Annotated in this window: 16 protein-coding genes; all 16 read left to right on the top strand. The window is 55.2% G+C overall.

Going from position 1 to position 19,773, the window contains the following annotated elements:
• Nucleotides 1-238: 238 nt before the first annotated feature.
• The 16 genes from KJZ99_04740 to KJZ99_04665 all read left to right on the top strand — a co-directional run bounded on the left by KJZ99_04740 (nucleotide 239) and on the right by KJZ99_04665 (nucleotide 19,730).
• A complete protein-coding gene (locus KJZ99_04740) occupies nucleotides 239-3,760 on the top strand; it encodes a DUF4962 domain-containing protein (GenBank protein MCL4305198.1) in 3,522 nt (1,173 codons plus the stop codon).
• A gap of 495 nt (nucleotides 3,761-4,255) precedes the next feature.
• Nucleotides 4,256-4,696 carry a cytochrome c family protein gene (locus KJZ99_04735; protein MCL4305197.1) on the top strand — a complete coding sequence of 147 codons (441 nt, stop codon included), beginning with the start codon at nucleotides 4,256-4,258 and terminating at the stop codon, nucleotides 4,694-4,696.
• The gene (locus tag KJZ99_04730) at nucleotides 4,693-7,896 is read left to right on the top strand and encodes a TAT-variant-translocated molybdopterin oxidoreductase (protein MCL4305196.1); all 3,204 of its coding nucleotides are present in this window, start codon (nucleotides 4,693-4,695) and stop codon (nucleotides 7,894-7,896) included. Before KJZ99_04735 ends, KJZ99_04730 begins: the two co-directional genes overlap by 4 nt.
• Nucleotides 7,897-7,976: 80 nt before the next feature.
• Entirely contained in the window at nucleotides 7,977-9,257 is a 1,281-nt protein-coding gene (gene nrfD / locus KJZ99_04725) for a polysulfide reductase NrfD (GenBank protein MCL4305195.1), read from the top strand.
• Complete coding sequence (locus KJZ99_04720; GenBank protein MCL4305194.1) at nucleotides 9,250-9,753, top strand: DUF3341 domain-containing protein; 504 nt, start codon at nucleotides 9,250-9,252, stop codon at nucleotides 9,751-9,753. The genes nrfD and KJZ99_04720 overlap by 8 nt, the downstream gene beginning before the upstream one ends.
• Nucleotides 9,746-10,375 (top strand): cytochrome c, encoded by a 630-nt coding sequence (locus tag KJZ99_04715; GenBank protein MCL4305193.1) that lies wholly within the window; start codon nucleotides 9,746-9,748, stop codon nucleotides 10,373-10,375. The genes KJZ99_04720 and KJZ99_04715 overlap by 8 nt, the downstream gene beginning before the upstream one ends.
• A 15-nt stretch (nucleotides 10,376-10,390) precedes the next feature.
• Nucleotides 10,391-11,596, top strand: a complete 1,206-nt coding sequence (locus KJZ99_04710) for a hypothetical protein (protein MCL4305192.1) — start codon at nucleotides 10,391-10,393, stop codon at nucleotides 11,594-11,596.
• Nucleotides 11,597-12,535 carry a c-type cytochrome gene (locus KJZ99_04705; protein MCL4305191.1) on the top strand — a complete coding sequence of 313 codons (939 nt, stop codon included), beginning with the start codon at nucleotides 11,597-11,599 and terminating at the stop codon, nucleotides 12,533-12,535.
• 64 nt (nucleotides 12,536-12,599) lie between these two features.
• Complete coding sequence (gene coxB / locus KJZ99_04700; protein MCL4305190.1) at nucleotides 12,600-13,373, top strand: cytochrome c oxidase subunit II; 774 nt, start codon at nucleotides 12,600-12,602, stop codon at nucleotides 13,371-13,373.
• Nucleotides 13,366-14,934, top strand: a complete 1,569-nt coding sequence (gene ctaD, locus KJZ99_04695) for a cytochrome c oxidase subunit I (GenBank protein MCL4305189.1) — start codon at nucleotides 13,366-13,368, stop codon at nucleotides 14,932-14,934. Before coxB ends, ctaD begins: the two co-directional genes overlap by 8 nt.
• 115 nt (nucleotides 14,935-15,049) lie before the next feature.
• The gene (locus KJZ99_04690) at nucleotides 15,050-16,117 is read left to right on the top strand and encodes a COX15/CtaA family protein (protein MCL4305188.1); all 1,068 of its coding nucleotides are present in this window, start codon (nucleotides 15,050-15,052) and stop codon (nucleotides 16,115-16,117) included.
• Between the two features lie 54 nt (nucleotides 16,118-16,171).
• The gene (locus KJZ99_04685) at nucleotides 16,172-17,026 is read left to right on the top strand and encodes a heme o synthase (GenBank protein MCL4305187.1); all 855 of its coding nucleotides are present in this window, start codon (nucleotides 16,172-16,174) and stop codon (nucleotides 17,024-17,026) included.
• Nucleotides 17,027-17,084: 58 nt separating this feature from the next.
• On the top strand, nucleotides 17,085-17,678 hold the full coding sequence (locus KJZ99_04680) for a cytochrome c oxidase assembly protein (GenBank protein ID MCL4305186.1): 594 nt from the start codon (nucleotides 17,085-17,087) through the stop codon (nucleotides 17,676-17,678).
• A complete protein-coding gene (locus KJZ99_04675; protein ID MCL4305185.1) occupies nucleotides 17,678-17,827 on the top strand; it encodes a hypothetical protein in 150 nt (49 codons plus the stop codon). The genes KJZ99_04680 and KJZ99_04675 overlap by 1 nt, the downstream gene beginning before the upstream one ends.
• A 26-nt stretch (nucleotides 17,828-17,853) precedes the next feature.
• A complete protein-coding gene (locus KJZ99_04670) occupies nucleotides 17,854-18,657 on the top strand; it encodes a heme-copper oxidase subunit III (protein ID MCL4305184.1) in 804 nt (267 codons plus the stop codon).
• A gap of 275 nt (nucleotides 18,658-18,932) precedes the next feature.
• Nucleotides 18,933-19,730, top strand: a complete 798-nt coding sequence (locus KJZ99_04665; GenBank protein MCL4305183.1) for a TlpA family protein disulfide reductase — start codon at nucleotides 18,933-18,935, stop codon at nucleotides 19,728-19,730.
• Nucleotides 19,731-19,773 lie beyond the last annotated feature (43 nt).

Below are 19,773 nucleotides of genomic sequence, written 5' to 3'. Positions count from 1 at the left end.
TTTGTCTTGAGTATAGGCATCAGGCGATTAAAGGATGAGGTTGCTCTTGTTTCTTTTGCTTTTAGAGGGCCAACCGGATTCATTTTTTCGCGGCTAAACAGTTGCGAAATGACCACATGGAACGTAAATTATATGCTATTGTGGGAAAACAGCTCGGGCTTGAGAGCGGCCTGTTTTCACCCTTAAACGTATGGATTTTGATTGCTTTGCGATCCCAACGAGGAAACCACGGAAATAGATGCGACGACTTCTTAATTACGCTGCCCTGATAGTATTACTGACCTTTGCCGCCCAGTCCCGCGCTGCGCATGTCTTGATTATTGCGTCGTCCAATCATAATGGACAAGGCCCGTATACGAGCGAAATTCAGATACCGCTGCAGAGCGCGGGTCATACAGTCACGGTCTGGCAGCAAAGTTTGCAGGGGTGGCCTGTCCTCGATACGCTGTGGAACTATGATGCAGTGTTCTTTCACGGAGGAGAGCGTCGCCGCACGGGCACGATCGACACTGTTCTGACGGCATTCGCGAAGCAGGGCGGCCGACTTGTTGTGGAAGGCTCAAATCTCGGAAGCTTCGGAGGTGCCTATCACGAGTTCGAAAAGTACGTCACTCACGCCGATTGGCAGCGCACAAAACAGTCGTCTTTTACGCATCAGGTCGTTGCGCCGTCGCATCCAATTGCCGCCGGACTGCCCACGACTTTTGCAGCTTCAGGATATCCGGCAGGGGCATTGCCGGATCGCGTTATGCCGAAATACGGCGGAACGCTCGTGATTCAATTTCAGAGCGCCGTCGGGACTGCCGCGGTGTCTGCCGTGCCGCGACAGGCGTATCTTTGCGGATCAATCCGAAGAATTACGACGTCCGGCAACGCTCGTGCACTGCTCGTACAGAATCTCGTGAGCTGGGTGTTGCAGAATCCTGACGACACCGGAATTATCGATATGGACTACGGGTTGGGGACGAGTGTCGGTCAGCCGTGTCCGGTGTGGGTGCGTCTTCGGAATTATGGAGGTAACGAAACCGGACAGGTTAAGCTGTGGGCTTCAACCGACTCCAGCTCGTGGACTGCGGTGGACTCCAGCAATTTCGTCTTAAGCGGATATCAGACTACCGACCTCTGGTTCAATTGGACACCTGCTTTCGAGTCGCGTTACTACTTGCGCGCAACTCTAACGGCGCAGGGCACCGACAGCTATCCTTCCAATAATGCGGCTGCCATGCTCGTCACCACGTTTGACGAGGCCGTCCATCCGAAGTTGTTCTTCACTGCTGCGGAAATCCCGACCTTGCAGGCGCGGGCGGCTTCGACCCACTTAGGTTTCTACCAGCAATTAAACACAGCTGTACTAATTGATTTCAATTACGTGCCGCTGCCGCCGGAGCGTTGGGAAGAGGTCAGCTACGCGAACATGGGCAGGATGATCACTCTTGCCGCCATGAAAGCGGTGTTGACTCCTACACCTACGTACATCAATAACGCGAAGAACAAAGCTATGGCGCTGTGCCGGTATGAGCAGTGGGAGCCCGGCGCTAATCAGAACATGGACATCTATTCGGGGCGTGCGTTCTTCGCCTTGGCGTTGGCCTATGACTGGCTTTATCCGCATTGGACGAAGGCACAGCGCGACACGGTTCGGATCAAGCTCCGCACGCAAATGGAGCGGATGGCAGCTGCTGAACCCCGTTGGATCTGGTGGACCGACGCTTACATGCACAATCACAATATCAACTGCATGAGCTATCTCGGGTCGGCGTGCTACGCGCTTTACGAGGAAGAGCCACAGGCGCAGATTTGGGAACAGATGGCGATTGATAATCTGCAGAATGTTCTTGCGCTCTACGGGCCTGTCACGGACGGGTCGTGGTACGAAGCCATGAACTACTGGGGGTTCATTTCGTGGACGATGCTGCCGCATCTGTGGTTAATGCGCGAACAGCGGAACATCAACTATTTTCAGACTCCGTGGGTTCAAAGCATGGCCAAGTATCGAGTGTATGGCTCGCACCCGATTGTTACGCAGGTACCGATGATCAATGAAGCTCAAGCCGACGAATGGTATGGGCCGGATGACCAGCTTGCCCTGTTGGCGCGTGAGTACAGAGATGGTCACGCGCAATGGATGCGCCAGCAGGTTATCAACCGGATAGGCTACAGTCTCGACGGGCCGTTCGATTTCTTCTTCTACGATCCCACTGTGCCGCAGGTGGTTCCAACCGATTTATCGTGGATCGCCACCGATCAGGATACCTACTTTGGGCGCAGTGCGTGGGCGGATACCAACGCAACATATGTCACTCTCAAATGCGGACTTGTCTGCGGGCGAAATGCCTATGAAAGATACTGGGGTCAGGGGCCGGTGGGAGCTTGGGAACCTTCACACTTCCTTCCAGAGCAGAATGCGTTCACGCTTTCATATGGCCGAGATTACATCGTGCAGGCAGCCGGACTCCAATCGCCGTTTCACCGAACGTACAACACAACGACGATACTGGTGAATGGTCAAGGACAGATAGGCGACAGCACGAAAGGTATCTGGCCGCTGCCGATCGATGAATTGTCGATGAACCCTCACCTTGCGGACACGTTCATGCTGAAGAACGTGGACTATGTTGTCGGAGACGCGACAACCTCCTATCCGACAGTTCTGGGACTGACCAAGTTTAAGCGGCACATTCTGTATGTTCGTCCCGACCTCGTGGTTGTGCTGGATGATTTAAAGGCGACGAACCCCAGCACGTTCTCATTCCTGATTCGTCATCCCAGTCAAATTTACACGTATACCGGAAATAGTGTGTTCATAGACGGACTTCGTACGGATTCCGATATGTTCATGCTTTCTCCTCCGGACCGCACGCACCAGTATTACTACTCCAACTACTACGAAAGCAGCATAGGCGGTTGGGGAATGTACATCAACAACGCGACACCGGACACGGCCGTCAAATTCGTCAATGCGTTTTATCCGCGCCGCCCCAATCAGGCGCAGGCGCAGCTGCTGTACAGCAGTTCGGGACTGACGGTTTTGAGAGTGGGAGACAACAGCGGTTTTGAAGCGACGTGCGCGATTACGCACGGCCATAACGGCTACATCACCGTAGATTCGTTAACTACAAACGCGTCGTTGGCGGTCGTTGTGCGAAACGATGTGACCGGTGCGATTCGTATGGGTGCCGCGCGTCAATGCACCTTTGTGGATTGGGGCACGCCGACCCGCAGGTTGTTCGAGAGTCCGGTTCCAGTGGATGCGGATTGGTCGATTCGTGGGGACACTCTGGAGATAAATGGCAGTCTTGGGGAGTGGGCGGTGCTGTATGCGCCCAACATCTCATTTGTCTGGCTGAATGGGCAGGGTGAGCCTTTCTATCAGAATGGCGAGTACGTGGAAATCGGGAACCTTGCAAATGTTCCAACCGGACGGGTTGTTGATCTGCGGCTGGCCTATACGGACGGAGATTTTAAGCTCTATTGGACAGCCCCAGTGTTCTATGTGCAGGGGATTCCAACGTTTCCGGACTACTATGACATTTATTCCTGTGACTCTGCAGACGGCAACTTCCGGTTGATGGATACTGTGCCCGGCAACGTTCAAAGTTTCTCTTTTGGAGAACCCTCCGAGGAAATGCAGTTTTATCATGTAGTTTCGCGTTTACGAGCCACGCAGGCTGCCCCGATCATCGTGCCCCGAGAGGATATGGCCAATGGCGAGGCATCTGTTGACGCAAGAGAGGCAGGAGGCAGGGTCACTAAGAAATAGACCTCGTCCTCTCTTACTTCTTGTCAGATTCATAATGACCCGACAGATAGAAGTCGGGTCTTTTCTTGGGGTTAATCTGACTTAATCCGTCCAATTCTGTAAAAATGTTAGAAACTGACGCTATTTTTTGAGACATTTAAGTCCTTAAAACAGTGTCTGACCCACAAGAAGTAAGACTACTCTGTCTCTTCTGGTGCACCTAAGTTGCACAGATTTCAATGAATTCACCGTTGCTTCCGATAGGCAGAGTTGTTATATTACCGCCGTTTTCCGAAGTTCTGTTTGAGTCCCCCCGAATTGGCCCGATTCCGATTCTCTCAAGGGCCGCCAAATTCATGCATATCTTTGATTTGTCCCGCACGGCTTAATATAAAGTCGTACGGCGAGGGGTAGTTTGCGTATTTTTTCACCAACTCTTAGGAACTGCCTGTGAGCCGAAAGGTCCTTGGCCTGATCTACACCGTAGCTTTCTTGGTATTTGGCTACAATGTGTTTATGTGGGCCTGGAGCAACAAAGGGTATGCGCCGCCCCAGCCCATTCCCTTCAGCCACAAGATTCATGCGGGCGATAATCACATTCCGTGTCTGTATTGCCACAGTTCGGCCGAGCATTCCAAGCATGCCACCGTGCCCGCGCTCAACGTGTGCATGAACTGCCATAGCGTGGTTGCGGTGGACAAGCCCAACATCATCAAGCTCACCGAAGCCTACAACACGGGGAAGCCGGTTGAATGGGAACGCATTCATTCGGTGCCCGATCATGCCTTCTTCTCTCACCAGTGGCACATCCGGAAGGGCTTCGATTGCGCAGTGTGCCACGGACCCGTGGAAACCATGGACAAGGTTTATCAATACCGAAAGTTGAACATGGGCGACTGCCTGCAATGCCACCGTGACAATGGTGGTCCACAAGACTGCAACGCCTGCCACCAATGAGCCGAGAGCATCCCATTAATCCACCTGCGGCCCCCGCACCTGAACTCAAACGTCATTGGACGACACTTGCCGAGCTTCAGGGTGACGACAAGACTTTGGCCGTCAAGCACTCCGAGTTCTACTCCAAGCCGCAGGAGTTCTTCGACCGCGAGCAAGCGGGCAAGTTCTCGCTTACCGGCGAGCCGACGCTGCTCTCTGAAGTCGCGGGATTTGTAGAACTCAAGGTCAAGCAGAACGGCGGAGAAGAAAAAAACGTCTCGCGCCGCGACTTCCTGAAGCTGTCGGGCGCGGCGATGGTCTTTGCGACTGCGGGTTGCGGATTGCGACCGGCGCAGAAGATCATTCCGTACATCAATCAACCTGAAGAGATCACACTCGGGATTCCCAACTACTACGCGTCCGCCGCCGGTGGAGCACAGGGTAACGGTGTGCTGATTAAGACGCGCGAAGGCCGTCCGATCAAGCTCGAGGGGAATCCGCAGCATCCGCTCTCAAAGGGCACATTGGATGCGCGCGGCCAGTATGAAGTATTCAATCTGTACGACCCCGACCGTTTGACGGGCCCGCTGAAGATGACCGGCGGTGTGCCAAGTGTCATCAGCTGGGGCACGGCGGATACTGAAATCGCGGACGCTCTCAAGGCTGCTCAAGGACGAGTTGCCGTGCTTACGGGGACCGTGCACGGTCCGGCGCGCACGAAGGTGATTGCGGACTTCTGCGAAAGCTTTGGTGCGAAGCATTATACCTATGACGCGTGGACGCATGAAGCTGCCCGCAAGGCCAACGAGCTTTCCTATGGCGCGGCAGTACTGCCGTCCTATCGCTTCGATCAGGCAGAGTATGTGTTCTGTCTGGAAGCCGACCCGCTCGGAACAGGGTATTCAAGTCTTGAGTGGCAAGTGGGATTCGGCCAGAAACGCCATGTGAAGGACAATAGACTTAACAAGCTCGTCAGCGCGGATTGCACCACGTCTTTTACCGCTTCCAATGCGGACGAACGCTTCAGAATGAAGCCCGGACAGAGCGTCGGATTCGGTTTGGCGGTTGCTAATGCTCTGTCCGGCGCAGGTCATAGTGTGATTTCGCTCGATGGAAGTGCACAATCGGCGATTAGCCGTTTCAGTCCGGAGCAGGTTGAATCACAAAATGGGCTTGCGGCCGGCACGATTAGTCGCATTGCTGAAGAACTGTGGGCCGCTCGAGGCAAGAGCATAGTCATGGGCGGTGACTCTCTGGATCATCAGCTTGTCGCCTGCCTGCTGAATGCGATGCTCGGCAACGAAGGGGTTACGGTCGACGGCAACGGATCGCCCTCGCTGCAGGCGCAGGGGTCATTCCTCGGCATGCAAGACCTGCTTGATCGGCTGAACGGCGGACAGATTGACGTCTTGATTGTGTACGGAACAAATCCGGTTTACTCATTACCTGCATCCGCCGGGATCAAGAGCGCGTTTGCGAAAGCCAAGACGATTGTTCATCTGGGAGACCGTGCCGATGAAACCGGACGATTGGCTACCTATTTACTTCCAGGTCTGCACTGGCTGGAAAGCTGGGGCGACGCGGAGCCGCAGGCTGGTCTGTATTCCGTGATTCAACCCGCGGTCATGCCGCTGCACGACTGCCGCGCTTCGGAAGAGTCGCTGATCAAATTTGCCCAAACCGCCGACAGCGCAGGCTTGGGTAAGTTTGAAGGCACTTGGCATGATTACGTGATGGCCACGTGGCAGACCAAGGTCTATTCGGCGAGTGTGTTTCCTGCGGACTTCAAGTCATTCTGGCATGGTGCGCTGCGTGATGGAGTCCTGGACTTGCGCAAGCAGCCGTCTGCACGCACATATTCCGGCTCAGGATTGGCGCAGTTGGGCGCGCCGCGAACAGGCGGAGACCTGCAATTAGTGGTGATGCCTTCGCCGCTCGTGAGTGTAGACGGCAATGGCAATAACGCGTGGCTGCTGGAGCTACCGCATCCGGTCGCGCGCGTCAGTTGGACGAACTTTGCCAACCTTGCGCCGAAAACGGCGAGCAAATTGAGCGTGCGTGATGGAGATTACGTTCGCGTCACGGCAAACGGCGCGACGATTGAAGTGCCGGTGCACGTGCAGCCGGGCGATATCGAGGATGTTGTGACAATTGAAACCGGCTGGGGCCGCGAGTTCGTCGGTCGCGTGGGGAACGGCATCGGCGGCAATGCGTTTGCCTTGTGCACCGTCGGCAACGGGGTCTTGCGCACGGCAGGGGATGCCGTGACGATTGAAAAGACCGGCCGCTGGGAGGAATTGCCGGACGTGCAGGGTCACAACTACACCGAAGGGCGCCCGATTGTCGCCGAGGCGACGTTTGACTCCTACTTGAATGACCCGAAAGCCGGTCATTGGCATGAGCATGAACTGATGTCGATGTACCCCGAGTTTGAATACAAGGGTAACAAGTGGGGAATGGCGATTGACCAGACTGCGTGCATCGGCTGCAACGCCTGCATCGCCGCCTGTTCGGTCGAAAACAACATCCCGGTCGTCGGTGTCGCTCAGATTCGTTTGGGCCGCGAAATGCACTGGATTCGCGTAGACCGCTACTACAGCGGCGACGAGCACGAGCCCGAATTTACGTATCAACCGATGCTCTGTCAGCATTGCGATAACGCGTCCTGCGAAACTGTTTGTCCGGTCGTGGCGACGATTCACAGCGAAGAAGGCCTGAATATGCAGGTCTATAACCGCTGTGTCGGGACGCGATATTGCTCAAACAACTGTCCTTATAAGGTGCGCCGCTTTAACTGGCACGAGTATACGTTCGCCGCTTACGAACCGCATCCGCTCCAGCTTGTGCTGAACCCTGAGGTTACAGTGCGCGAGAAGGGTGTCATGGAAAAATGCACGTTCTGTCAACAGCGAATTCGTGAAGGCAAGGAGCGTGCACGCGAGTTCAATCGCCCGGTGCTGGACAGCGACATCAAAACGGCCTGTCAGCAGTCCTGCCCGACCAACGCGATCAGTTTCGGAAATACGAACAATCCTGATAGTCAAGTTTCCCATATGAACAAAGACCCGCGCGCTTATCATGTGATTGGCGAAATCAACACGAGGCCGCAGGTGACCTACTTCACCAAACTGCGCAATCGTCCGCCGCGCGCCGGCGACTCGCACGGCGGCCATGGCGGCCACGGCGGGGCACAGAACCACGACGGAGGGCATCACTCGTGAGCGTTCCGGCGGAGCATATTCTCTCAACCGATATCAGACTGAACGATGTAACGCGCGATGTCACTGCGCCGACCGAACGCATGCCGTCCGTCGCCTGGTGGCTCGCGTTTCTCACCGCTGCGGGCCTTCTGGGTATAGGCGTCATCGTCATCTATATATTGCTCGTCCGCGGTCAGGGTATCTTCGGTATCAGTCACCCCTACGGCTGGGCGTTCGATATCACGAACTTCGTGTTCTGGGTCGGTATCGGTCACGCCGGAACCCTGATTTCGGCAATTCTCTTTTTGTTGCGGCAGAAGTGGCGTACCGCTATCAACCGTTCCGCAGAGGCCATGACCATCTTCGCGGTCTGCACGGCCGGAATTTTTCCGTTGTTGCACACCGGCCGTCAGTGGGTTGCCTATTGGTTGGTGCCCTATCCCAACGACCGGCTGTTGTGGGTGAATTTCCGCTCGCCGTTGCTGTGGGACGTCTTTGCTATTTCCACATACTTGACGATTTCGCTGCTGTTCTGGTACACCGGATTGGTGCCCGACTTCGCCACGATGCGGGATAAGGCCAAGAACGTTCTGCGTAAGAAATTCTACGGCGCGCTTTCGCTGGGTTGGATCGGCTCGATGCGCGACTGGAACCACTACGAGAAGGCTTACCTGCTGTTTGCAGGTATGTCCACCGCGCTGGTGTTGTCAGTGCACACGGTGGTGTCCTACGACTTCGCCACGTCCATTCTGCCGGGTTGGCACACCACCATCTTCCCGCCCTACTTCGTGGCCGGCGCAATCTTCTCGGGATTCGCAATGGTGGTGACGCTGTTGGTGATTATGCGCAAGGCGTTCAACCTCGAACATTACATCACCATCACACACATGGAGTTGATGAACAAAATCATCCTCCTGACCGGCATGCTCGTGGGCTACGCATATCTGACCGAGTTCTTCGTGGCATGGTATAGCGAGAATCCGTTCGAACAGTATGTTTTTATGAACCGCCTGACCGGACCGTTCTCGTGGGCTTTCTACATCATGTTCTTCTGCAACGTCGCCGTGCCGCAAGTCTTCTGGTTCCGCTCGATGCGCCGGTCGATTCCAGTGATGTTTGTAGTCTCGTTGTTGGTGAACGTCGGGATGTGGTTTGAACGCTTCAATATTATCGTATCTTCGCTGCATCGCGATTTCCTGCCGACTAACTGGGACAACTTCGTGCCGACTATCTACGACTTCGGTTGGACTATCGGCGCTTTTGGCTTGTTTTTTACGTTATTCCTGATATTCGTACGAGTCTTCCCGACGATTGCAATGGCTGAAATCAAGCAAACTCTACCCAAGCCGGCGGATACGTCGAAGGTAGGTCTCCATGGCTGATCGCGCTCTAATCGGAGTCTATTCCGATCCCGATGTGTTGTTGCATGCTGCGGACGGTGCGCGGCAGAAGGGCTGGAAACGGCTGGACGCGCTGACACCGTATCCCATTCACGGCCTCGAAAAGGCGCTTGGCATCGGCAAGTCGTGGGTGCCGTGGGTGACGCTCGGCATGGGTCTGACCGGAGCGATTTTGGGTTTTTCGCTTCAGTATTGGGTGCACGTCGTGGAGTGGCCCATGAACATCGGAGGCAAGCCTTTTAACGCTTGGCCCGCCTTCTTTCCAATCATGTTTGAATGTGGTGTCTTGATAGGCGGTATTTCGACGTTTATTGCCATGTGGGCCGCCTGCAAGCTGCCGACGACGAAACCGGTGGTACATGACGAGCGCTTCACCGATAACAAGTTCGGTCTTGTGATTCCGCTTGATGGAGTCAATGCCGCCGACGTGGAGAACTATCTGAAGACGCACGGAGCCGAGGAGGTGAAGCATGTCTAAACATGTTGCGCTGCTCCTCGCGGCGTTCCTGATGATTTCCTGCGGCAAGAAGAGCTTCCCGAATCTCGAATACATGCCTGATATGTACCGACAGGCCTCGCTGAAAGCACAGGAGTTCGACCCGCATTCGCCGAATGGAGTGGGGATGAAAGTGCCGCCTGCGGGAACCGTGCCCGTTAATTTTGAACCGTATACGATTGGACTGTTGGACACGAGCGCGGCGAATGCCCTGGCGAATCCCTTGACTCCGACAGAAGATGTGCTGCAGGCCGGGCGCAAATACTACAATACTTACTGTGTTGTGTGTCATGGAGTAACCGGCGACGGCAAGGGCTACATCGTTCCGAAGTTCACCATGCCCCCATCACTGTTGTCGGAGAAACTGCTTGCATGGCCCGATGGCCGCATCTATCACACTATTATGATGGGTCAGGGGCTGATGCCAAGCTACAAGCAGCAGGTGCCTTCGGATAAGCGCTGGGCTATCATTCACTACATCCGCGCTTTGCAGCGCGCCGCACATCCGCTGCCGCAGGACAGTCTGGCTATGGCCACAGGCAATTTCAGTTTTGAAGATGACGCGCCAGACACGGCAAAACCCGTGCTCTGGCCGAAGCGATAAGGAGAGCAAATAAAAGTGTCTCTTCACGCAACAGTAACACATATTGAGAATCCGGGACCACTGAGTCTTCCGAAGTCTTTGAACTCGTTGTTCATCGGCTTAATCGCGCTGGGAGCGCTTGCGTTCCTCGGAGGACTGGCAGTGGATTCCACGCGCGCCTGGCAGAATTACTTTAATGCCGTCTTTATCTTTACCGGCTTCTCGCTCGGCGGCTATATGTTTATCGCCATCAATCGCGCCGTCAATGCCAGATGGGCGATTATTCCGCGCCGCCTTGCCGAGGCGTTTATGTCGTTTCTGCCCGTCGCGTTCGTGCTGTTCCTGATCATGCTCGTCGGTATGTACATGGAAGGTGCCAGTATTTACAGCTGGATGGGGCATGACCACAACATACACAGTTCAGCGAAAATGCGCTGGCTGAGCTTTGACATGGTTGCCGGACGCAATATACTGTTCTTCCTGATTTGGATTTTCGTCGCGCGGAAATTCATCAATTACTCCATTGCGCAGGACGCCGGCGGAAATCACGACCTGTCTCCGAAGGCCACCAAGTTCGCAATCGTGGCCGTTATCCTGTTTGCGCCGACGTTCGCCTTCTTCAGCTATGACTTGCTGATGAGCATGGAGCCAAAGTGGTTCTCGACCATGTTCACGGTCTACACTTTCGCGGGCATTTTCCAAAGCACGCTCGCGCTGATGATTATCGTCTTTGTCAAACTGAAAAACGGTCAGTTGAAGGATGTCGCCACGCCGTCCCATGTCAAGGACATCTCCGGACTGATGTTTGCCTTCACGATTTTCATGTGCTACGTCGGCTTCTCGCAATTCATGCTCATCTGGTATGCCAATCTGCCGGAAGAAACCTTCTTCTATCTGAAGCGTTCTGAGGGCGGCTGGCTCGAAGTGGCCTACGCGACTTGGTTCTTCAAGTTCGTGCTGCCGTTCTTCGGCCTGCTCGGCCAAGGGCAGAAGAAACATGATTTGTGGCTGATGGTCGTTTGCTGGGGCGTGCTTATCGGGCAATTCCTCGACATCTACTGGATCTCTGTGCCCACTCACCACTCATCGTTTGTTCCGATTGCTTGGATTGAACTCGGCACGCTCGCCATGTTCACCGGATTATTCGGATTTTTCGTGTCCCGTTGGATGAGCAGGCATTCGCTGATTCCGGTCGGCGATCCGCACGTCTTAGCCAGCGCAAACTGGAGGTTCTGGGAGTAAATGAGCGACGTTAGCCCCAAGAACAGCAGTCTCTTTCTGTACGTGCCAGTCACGATCTTCGGCATCATTCTGATTGTCGTGATTTTCAAGTGGCAGTTCAGCACCGGGGAGCAGATCGGCGCATCGCTCCCCCCGCCCGTCAAGGCAGTCCCTGCTTCCAAGGTTGTGAATCACCGCGCGCTGGCCCAGGAAACCGGACTTTCTGCCGACGGCAAAATGCTCTATCAAATTAACTGCGCGTCCTGTCACGGCAACGATGGCCAGGGGGATGGTCCGCGCTCAGCAGGTTTGAATCCGCCTGCGCGTAATTATAAGACTGAGCAGTTCAAGTATGGTACCGATGTCGCGGCCATCTACAATACCCTCATGAAGGGTTCGCCGGGAACCTCGATGCCGAGCTTCTCGCTGCTGCCGGCGCGCGACGTCTGGGCGATGGTGCACTATGTCCGAACGTTGATTCCCAATCCAGCTCCGACTGATGACGCGGTCCTGGCAAAGCTTCCGGAAGCACCCGCAGGTGCAGCAGGTGATGCGGGAACGGCCACAGCGGAGCAAGGCGGCGAGTCCAATGAGGGCCGCATCCCGATTGCGCTGGCCATGCAGCAGATCAAAAAGTCCGGCTACACCCCGGCAGACAATCGGCCGCACACGTTTGATCCAAACGACGCAGGTGCGCAACTGTATTTGAACCGTTGTGCGTCCTGCCACGGTCAGCGCGGCGAAGGCATGAGCAATGTAATCGTTTCGGTGAACCCGTATCGCTATGGTCAGACCGCGCCGCTCTACGCAACCGGCGCACCGTGGCTGTCCAATCGCGCAAGATTTGATGACATCGTTCTCAACGGACGGCCCGGCCGGATTCATCCCGGGTTCGGGACTTTGACGCGTGCCCAACTGGACCAACTCTACGCGTTCATTCAGAGGCTTTCGTCAAATTGAACTTCGAGCCGTGGCGGCTCCTCTGTTTCGAATTTTCAAATTCACTATAGGGCAATCCTTCCTGATGTCCAAAACGTCTCTTCATTGGTTGGCACTCGCGCTTCTTCCGGCCGCCGCGTTCGCGGATCCTGTGACTTCGTGGATCTTCGATCCCGTCACGCCCGTGGCTCAGGAAGTGCGCGACACGTTCAACATCATGCTGGGTCTGACTCTGCCGTTCCTGCTCCTGCCGCAGGTGCTGCTGGTCTACGCGATCTGGAAGTTCAATGCAAAGCGCGGACACAAACCGGCCACATTCCACGACAATCTCAAGTTGGAAATCCTCTGGACGGTTATCCCTGTGCTGACGCTGATCGCAATCTCCATTCCGGCTTACAGCACATTGAAGAAGATTGAAGTTCCTCCAAAATCCGACCTCGTTGTTGAAGTAATCGGCCACCAGTTCTTCTGGGAATATCGTCTTCCGCGCTACGACATCGGCTATGCCAACGAGCCGCTCGTTGTGCCGGCCGACAAGGTCATCACGCTGAACCTGACCAGCGTGGACGTGATTCACTCATGGTGGGTGCCGAGTTTCGGTGTGAAGCAGGATGCCAACCCGGGACGCATCACGCATGCCTGGTTCAAGGCTCCCAAAGGAAAATACAAAGGACAGTGCGCCGAACTCTGCGGCCCGCTGCATGGAGAAATGTGGATTGATGTGGAAGTGGTAAGTGATGCCGAGTTTGATGCTTGGCTTGAAGCAAAGAAGACCGGCACGAGCGGCACTCCGGATGCCGATGGCACTCATAGTGCGATGATCCCGTCGATAATTGAAAGCGAGGTGGTCAATGGCTGAGACCGCTCAGAAGCATTGGCTGCTGCGCTATATGTCCTCCACCGACCACAAAGAGATCGGGATCATGTATCTCGTCTACGCGCTGGTCATGGGCATCATCGGCGGATTCCTTGCCGGAATGATTCGCGCGCAGCTCTGGGAAAGCTCGGGCGGACTGGTTTCCCCTGAACTCTACAACCAGTTCGTCACGATGCACGCCACGATTATGATCTTCTTTGTCGTGATTCCTGCGATGGCAGGTTTCGGCAACTACCTTGTGCCCATCATGATCGGCGCGCGCGATATGGCCTTCCCCAAGCTCAACGCCTTCTCATTCTGGCTGTTGATTCCTGCCGCACTGATCGCGATTGCCAGTTTCTTTGTCGAGGGCGGAGCCGCCGGCGGCGGATGGACGAGTTATCAACCGCTCACGTCCGCGCAATATAGCGGAACGCCCGGGGTCGATATGTGGATCCTGGTCGTGCACTTGACCGGCGCATCATCCATCCTCGGCGCGATCAATTTCATCGTTACGATTTTCAACATGCGCGCTCCCGGCATGAGCATGATGAAGATGCCGCTCTATGTGTGGGCGTGGCTGACCAACGCCTTCATGATTCTCGTCGGTACGCCGGTGCTCGCGGGCGCAGTAACAATGGTGCTGCTCGACCGGCACTTCGGAACGGGCTTTTTCCGTCCGTCTGAAGGCGGCGACCCGGTGCTCTATCAGCATCTCTTCTGGTTCTATTCGCATCCTGCTGTTTACATCATGATCGTTCCCGGTTTCGGGGCAATCAGTCATATCGTGGCGGCGTTTTCCAAAAAACGCGTCTTTGGATACACGGGGATGGTTTACGCGATTGCCGCCATTGGTATCCTTGGCTTTATGGTCTGGGCGCATCATATGTTCACGACCGGTCTGTCCCCGTGGGTTCGTGCGTTCTTCGCGTTCATGACCATGCTGATCGCCGTCCCCACCGGTGTCAAAGTCTTCTCGTGGTTAGCCACGATGTGGGGCGGCACGCTGCGCTTCACGGCCGCGATGAAATTCGCACTGGGGATGATTTCGTTGTTCGTGTTCGGCGGAATCGGCGGTGTCTGGCTTGGCAACGTGCCCGTCGATATTCAGCTGCATGATTCCTACTTCGTCGTCGGACATATTCACTACGTCTTGTTCGGCGGCTCCGTGATGTCGCTGCTTGCGGCCACCTACTTCTGGTTCCCCAAGATGACCGGAAAGTTTCTCTCCGAAAAATTGGGCAACGTGGTCTTCTGGCTAATGTATATCGGCATGTCCATGACCTTCTTCATGATGCACTGGGTCGGGATGCAGGGTATGGCCCGCCGCACCTATGTCTATCGCCCCGAGTTTGAAGGACTCAACAAGTTCATGTCGTTCGGATATCTCTTCATGCTCGTCGGAGGTGTGCTGTTTGTTTGGAGCATTATTCAAGCGCAGCGTCAACCCGTGACCGCAAGCGACGACGCTTGGGATGCAAACGATATTCAGGACAGTCTCGAATGGAAGACGTCCTCGCCGCCGCCGAAAGAAAACTTTAAGACGATTCCCGTCGTCTCGTAATCTAAGTTATACTCATTACAAGACACAGCTTCAAAGCTGGTTATTCCTGAATGGTCGTGCACTACTGCGCGGCCGCGGCCGATAACAGTTTATCCGCCGGAACTGGAACCTTATCATGACAGGTATATCTCCCGCACGCAGATTGGCCTCATGGCTGCTGCTCCTCTCCATGCTCATCACTGTGCTGATGCTGTGGGGAGGGTTTGTCCGCATTTCGGGGTCTGGCCTTTCAATCCCTGATTGGCCGCTGATTAACGGCAGTTTACTGCCGCCGTTCTCTGACAGCGGATGGCAGAAGGTCTTTGACGACTACAAGCAGGCTTACCCCGCATTGACCGACGGCATGTCGCTCTCGACGTTTGAGATGCAATTTGCCATTGAGTATTTCCACCGCTTTCTCGCCGCGCTGGTGGGTATCGTCTACTTAGCGATTATCCTGCGTGCGCGCAAAGAACCGGAAATCTGGGCGGTGACTAAGAAACCGTTGCTGGTCGGCGCGGCGCTCGTCATCTTTCAAGCCGTGCTGGGAGGAATGGTTGTCAAGCTCGATTTGGCGGCAGCCGTTTTGTCCCTGCATTTGGGCACGGCCTATATCATCTTCGCGCTGCTGTTCTGGCAAGCTCTGAAGCTCTCGCGGTGGGGTGACCCCTTAAGGCCCAACGCCCGCAAGTTGCAGCGCTTCGGCAAGGAAGCTATCGGTGCGACGCTTATTCAGATAGTCTCGGGTGGATTGGTCGCCGGAACGGGTGCCGGACTGATGATGAACACGTGGCCCAAGGTCGGTGACCACTGGGTGCCGCCGATGTCCGTGTTATGGGGCGAGTGGTATTCCCCTGCAATTGCCAATCTTTGGCAGAACCAGATTCTGATTCAGTTCTTTCATCGCTGGTGGGCATTTGTCGTTGCGGGTCTCGTGATTCACCTCATCGTGCGGGCCATGAAAGAGCCGATCTCAGCGCGCGGGCGAGTCGCCTTGCGGGCAACCGCCACAATTCTCGTTCTGCAGATTCTGCTCGGTATTGGCAATCTGCTGATGAAAGTGCCACCGTATATGGCCATGTTGCACCTTTCGATTGCCTTCCTGCTCTTCATGGTCCTGATTATCGTGACACACGAAATTGCTTACGTACCGCGTTCCGAAGACGTTGTGGAACCTAAGACGCAAGCTGTTCCGGCCGTTTAGTTCGAATGCCTGCCGACGCAGTCTCAGACTCGCTCGGCGCAACCTTGGAGCAACATGTCCCGTTTTCGCGATTTTGTAAACCTGATGAAGCCGTCCATCATGCTGCTGGTCTTGCTGACCGGCGCGGCGGCGCTCATGCTTGAAGGGTCGCTGAAGGCGAATGACTGGCGCTTCTGGGCGGTGATGCTGGGCCTGATGCTCACAGGCGGTTGCGCCAACGGATTGAATCAGTATTTTGAGCGCGGCATTGACGCCAAGATGGGCCGCACAAAGAATCGCCGCCCGCTTGCCACGGGATCGCTGGAGCCGCGTCCTGCCCTGTATTTCGTGATCGCCTGCGGAGTTTCCGGTGTGCTGCTCTTCGGACTGCTCTTCAACTGGCTTGCCGCGTTCACCGCGTTTGCCACGATCGCCTTCTACAGCTTCTACTATACACTCTGGCTGAAGCCGCGCACGCACCTGAATATCGTTATCGGCGGTGCCGCCGGAGCGATGGCTCCGATTATCGCTTGGGCCGCCGCGACCGGTTCCGTATCGCTTACTCCGTGGCTGCTGTTCCTGATTGTCTTCTTCTGGACTCCGCCGCACTTCTGGGCACTCGCGCTGTGTGTGAAAAATGACTATGCGCGCGTGAAGATTCCCATGCTCCCCGTCATCAAGGGCGACCGCGAAACTCACCGCCAGATCATGGTCTATACGCTGGCGCTCGTCGTGATTTCGCTGCTCCTGCACGCGGGATTGCTCTATCTGACCGCTGCCCTTGGTTTAGGCGCGGTCTTCGTCTACAAAGCTTGGCAACTCTTGAAGAGACAGGAACAAAACTACGCCTGGGGTCTCTTCAAATACTCGATTGTCTATTTGACCGCGCTGTTTGTCATCATTATGGCCGACGTGGCCATCGGCAAATAGCGCACCGCTGCAGACCAAGCGCGGACTCCCGTGACTCGGACTGCGAAGGAATTGTCCCTTGGAATCGCAAGACTATAAGACTCCCGAACAGAAGCGCAAGAACAAGCGCATGGCTCTGTTGCTGTTGATACCCGTCATCATCATCATGTTCGGGTTCACCTATGCACAGGTGCCGCTGTTCAGAATGTTCTGCCAGAAGATCGGCTTCTCGATTTCGCCGCTGAATGATGTGGAATATGCCGATACGGGCCGCATGTGCAAAGTGCTCTACACCGGCGTCACGGCCGGCTCGCTGCCCGTCTATTTCAAGCCAAAGCAGTCAGTGCAGACTGTGGAAGTCGGCAAGCCCTTCGAAAATGAATATCGCTTCGTGAATATGTCGAAGGACACCGTGCATTTCAGACCGGTGCATTCGATTCTGCCGGAGAAGGCGGCCACCAAATTCACGATGACCAAGTGCTTCTGCTTCGACGACCAGACTATGGCCCCCGGCGAAGAAAAGACCTTCACCGTCATTTCCGTCTTGAGTGCCGATATGGATCCAAAGGTTGAACAAGTGACGCTCCATTACACGATCTTCGAGAAGAATGCCGAAGAGATGGAGAAGAATCGTCAGATTCCCAATGTTGCGCAAAGCTCGGGAGGCAAGTGATGCACTCGCAGCCGATTCCACCTGAAGTCAGACACCGTAACAGGAAATTGGTCTTCTGGCTTGTTACCTCCGTCGTCATTGTCACCGTGCTCAGTTTGATCTATCTGGTGCACTATGGCGTGAACTTCCAGCGCTACGGTTTTCATTGATTTCTCTCACTCGCAAATAGTATAGCATGCAGCCAACCGCCGCACAAGACGGGCATCACGCCCAACACGAGCACATTCACTTGCCGCCGCCGAGCTATTGGCCAATCTTCTTGGCGTTGGCAATCGGCTTGCTCGTGCTCGGATTCCTGCTCTGGCTCTGGGATGCGTCGACCTCCGTATCGATCATGGTGATTGGCGGTCTTCTGACCGTCACCGGTTTGATGGGTTGGTCGCAGGCGCTGATCCAGGAAAATGCCGAGCTTCCCGACGTGCTCGAAGATGACCGCTGGATGAAGATGGGGTTGAAGCTCTTCCTCGTCTCGGAGGCTGCCATCTTCGGCTCCTTCTTCGCGCATCACTATTACAGTCGCTTCAATTTTCCTGAGTGGCCTCCCGTCGGGGCGCCGCATCTGGATACCACCCTGCCTGCGATTGCCACGCTGATTCTGATGAGTTCGTCCGTCACGATGGAAATCGCGCACCACATGTTGAAGCATGGCCGCAAGGCCGCCGCTCGCACGTGGACCGGACTCACGATTCTGCTGGGGATCATCTTCATGGGATTTCAAGGACACGAATACGGCTTCCTGAAGACCTATGACCAGTTCACCCTGCAGAGCGGGATGTTCGGCTCTCACTTCTTTGCCATGACGGGTTTCCATGGCGCGCACGTTGCCACGGGAATCATCATGCTGCTCATCGTCGGTTTCCGCCTAAGACTGGGTCACTATACGCCAGAACGGCACTTCAGCTTTGCGGCGGCTTCGTGGTATTGGCACTTTGTCGATGTGATTTGGATCTTGCTGTTCTTCACGATCTACCTGTTCTAAGTGTTTCATTTTTGTTTTGCTTAGGCGGCGCGGGCATCGGTTCGCGCCGTTCTTTTTAATTCAAAACAAATACTTAGTCTCTGCTTTCGCTCCGAATCTGGCTGCTGAGGCCGCAATGCCTCTCTTCAATGAAATTGCCCTATGGCAAACTGGATAAAAAATTCCTAAAGTCATAGAATAGCTTGCCATAGCCTCTGCCACTCCGGACCGCGAATCTTCGAGCAGACCGTTTAATTCTATTGCATTCCCAATAGCGACAATATATCTTAGCGGTCATGTGTAACTGGTTCGTCAAGCTTGGTACGATTCGCTCGCATCGGCGTCATTTCCTCTGCGTGCTGATTTTTGGGTTGCTGCATGCGGGGCTGGCGGGCGCATGGCCTTTCGCGGGAATGGTCGCACCGGACTTCACGTTGAATCGGACCGATGAAGGCACCGAATCGCTTTCCAACTATCAGGGCAGTGTCGTCTACTTGAACTTCTTCGGGGCGACCTGCCCGATTTGCATCTCCGACGGCCCGCTTTCAGAACAGATCTATCAGGCGTTTGCTGGAAATCCTGAGGTCGTGACGCTGGGAATTGACGTGTGGAACCTTCCCCGCACCTACGTGAACACGACGTTTCGCGCCAATTCGGGGATAAGCTATACTTTGCTCTACAATGGCCGCACGACCGGCTATGCGTACGATATGGAAAATGGAGGGTCGTCTTCGACCGATAATGAGGGTCGCGGACACCTCGTCGTGGACCAGCAAGGGATCATTCGCTACTATGCAAACTACGAGAGCTTTGGTCCTGACGAGCGCGATGCAGTCATTTGCACAATTCGCGATCTGCTCGGCATGGGAATAGAACCGCCCGCACGGGCCATGCTCTTGCGGCAGGGGGAGGGATTCAAGCTGTGCTGGGATCGTGTCTTCTGCGCGACCCGCTACTTCGTGATGCGTTCCATTGCCGGCGATTTCTCGGATGAGGAAATCATCGCGGTCACCGTAGACAACGCTCACGTCATTCCCGTCATTGATCCCGAATTTGCCATCTTTCAAGTCGTCGCCGTGCAGGGCACTGAATAGCACGCTGGAGTCAGGCAAAGCAAAAGCCCCGCGTTATGCGGGG

The organism is bacterium (assembly GCA_023382385.1).
GTDB lineage: Bacteria > Electryoneota > RPQS01 > RPQS01 > RPQS01 > JABWCQ01.
The sequence above is the reverse complement of the archived record's forward strand: the minus strand, read 5'-3'. Positions and strand labels throughout refer to the sequence as shown.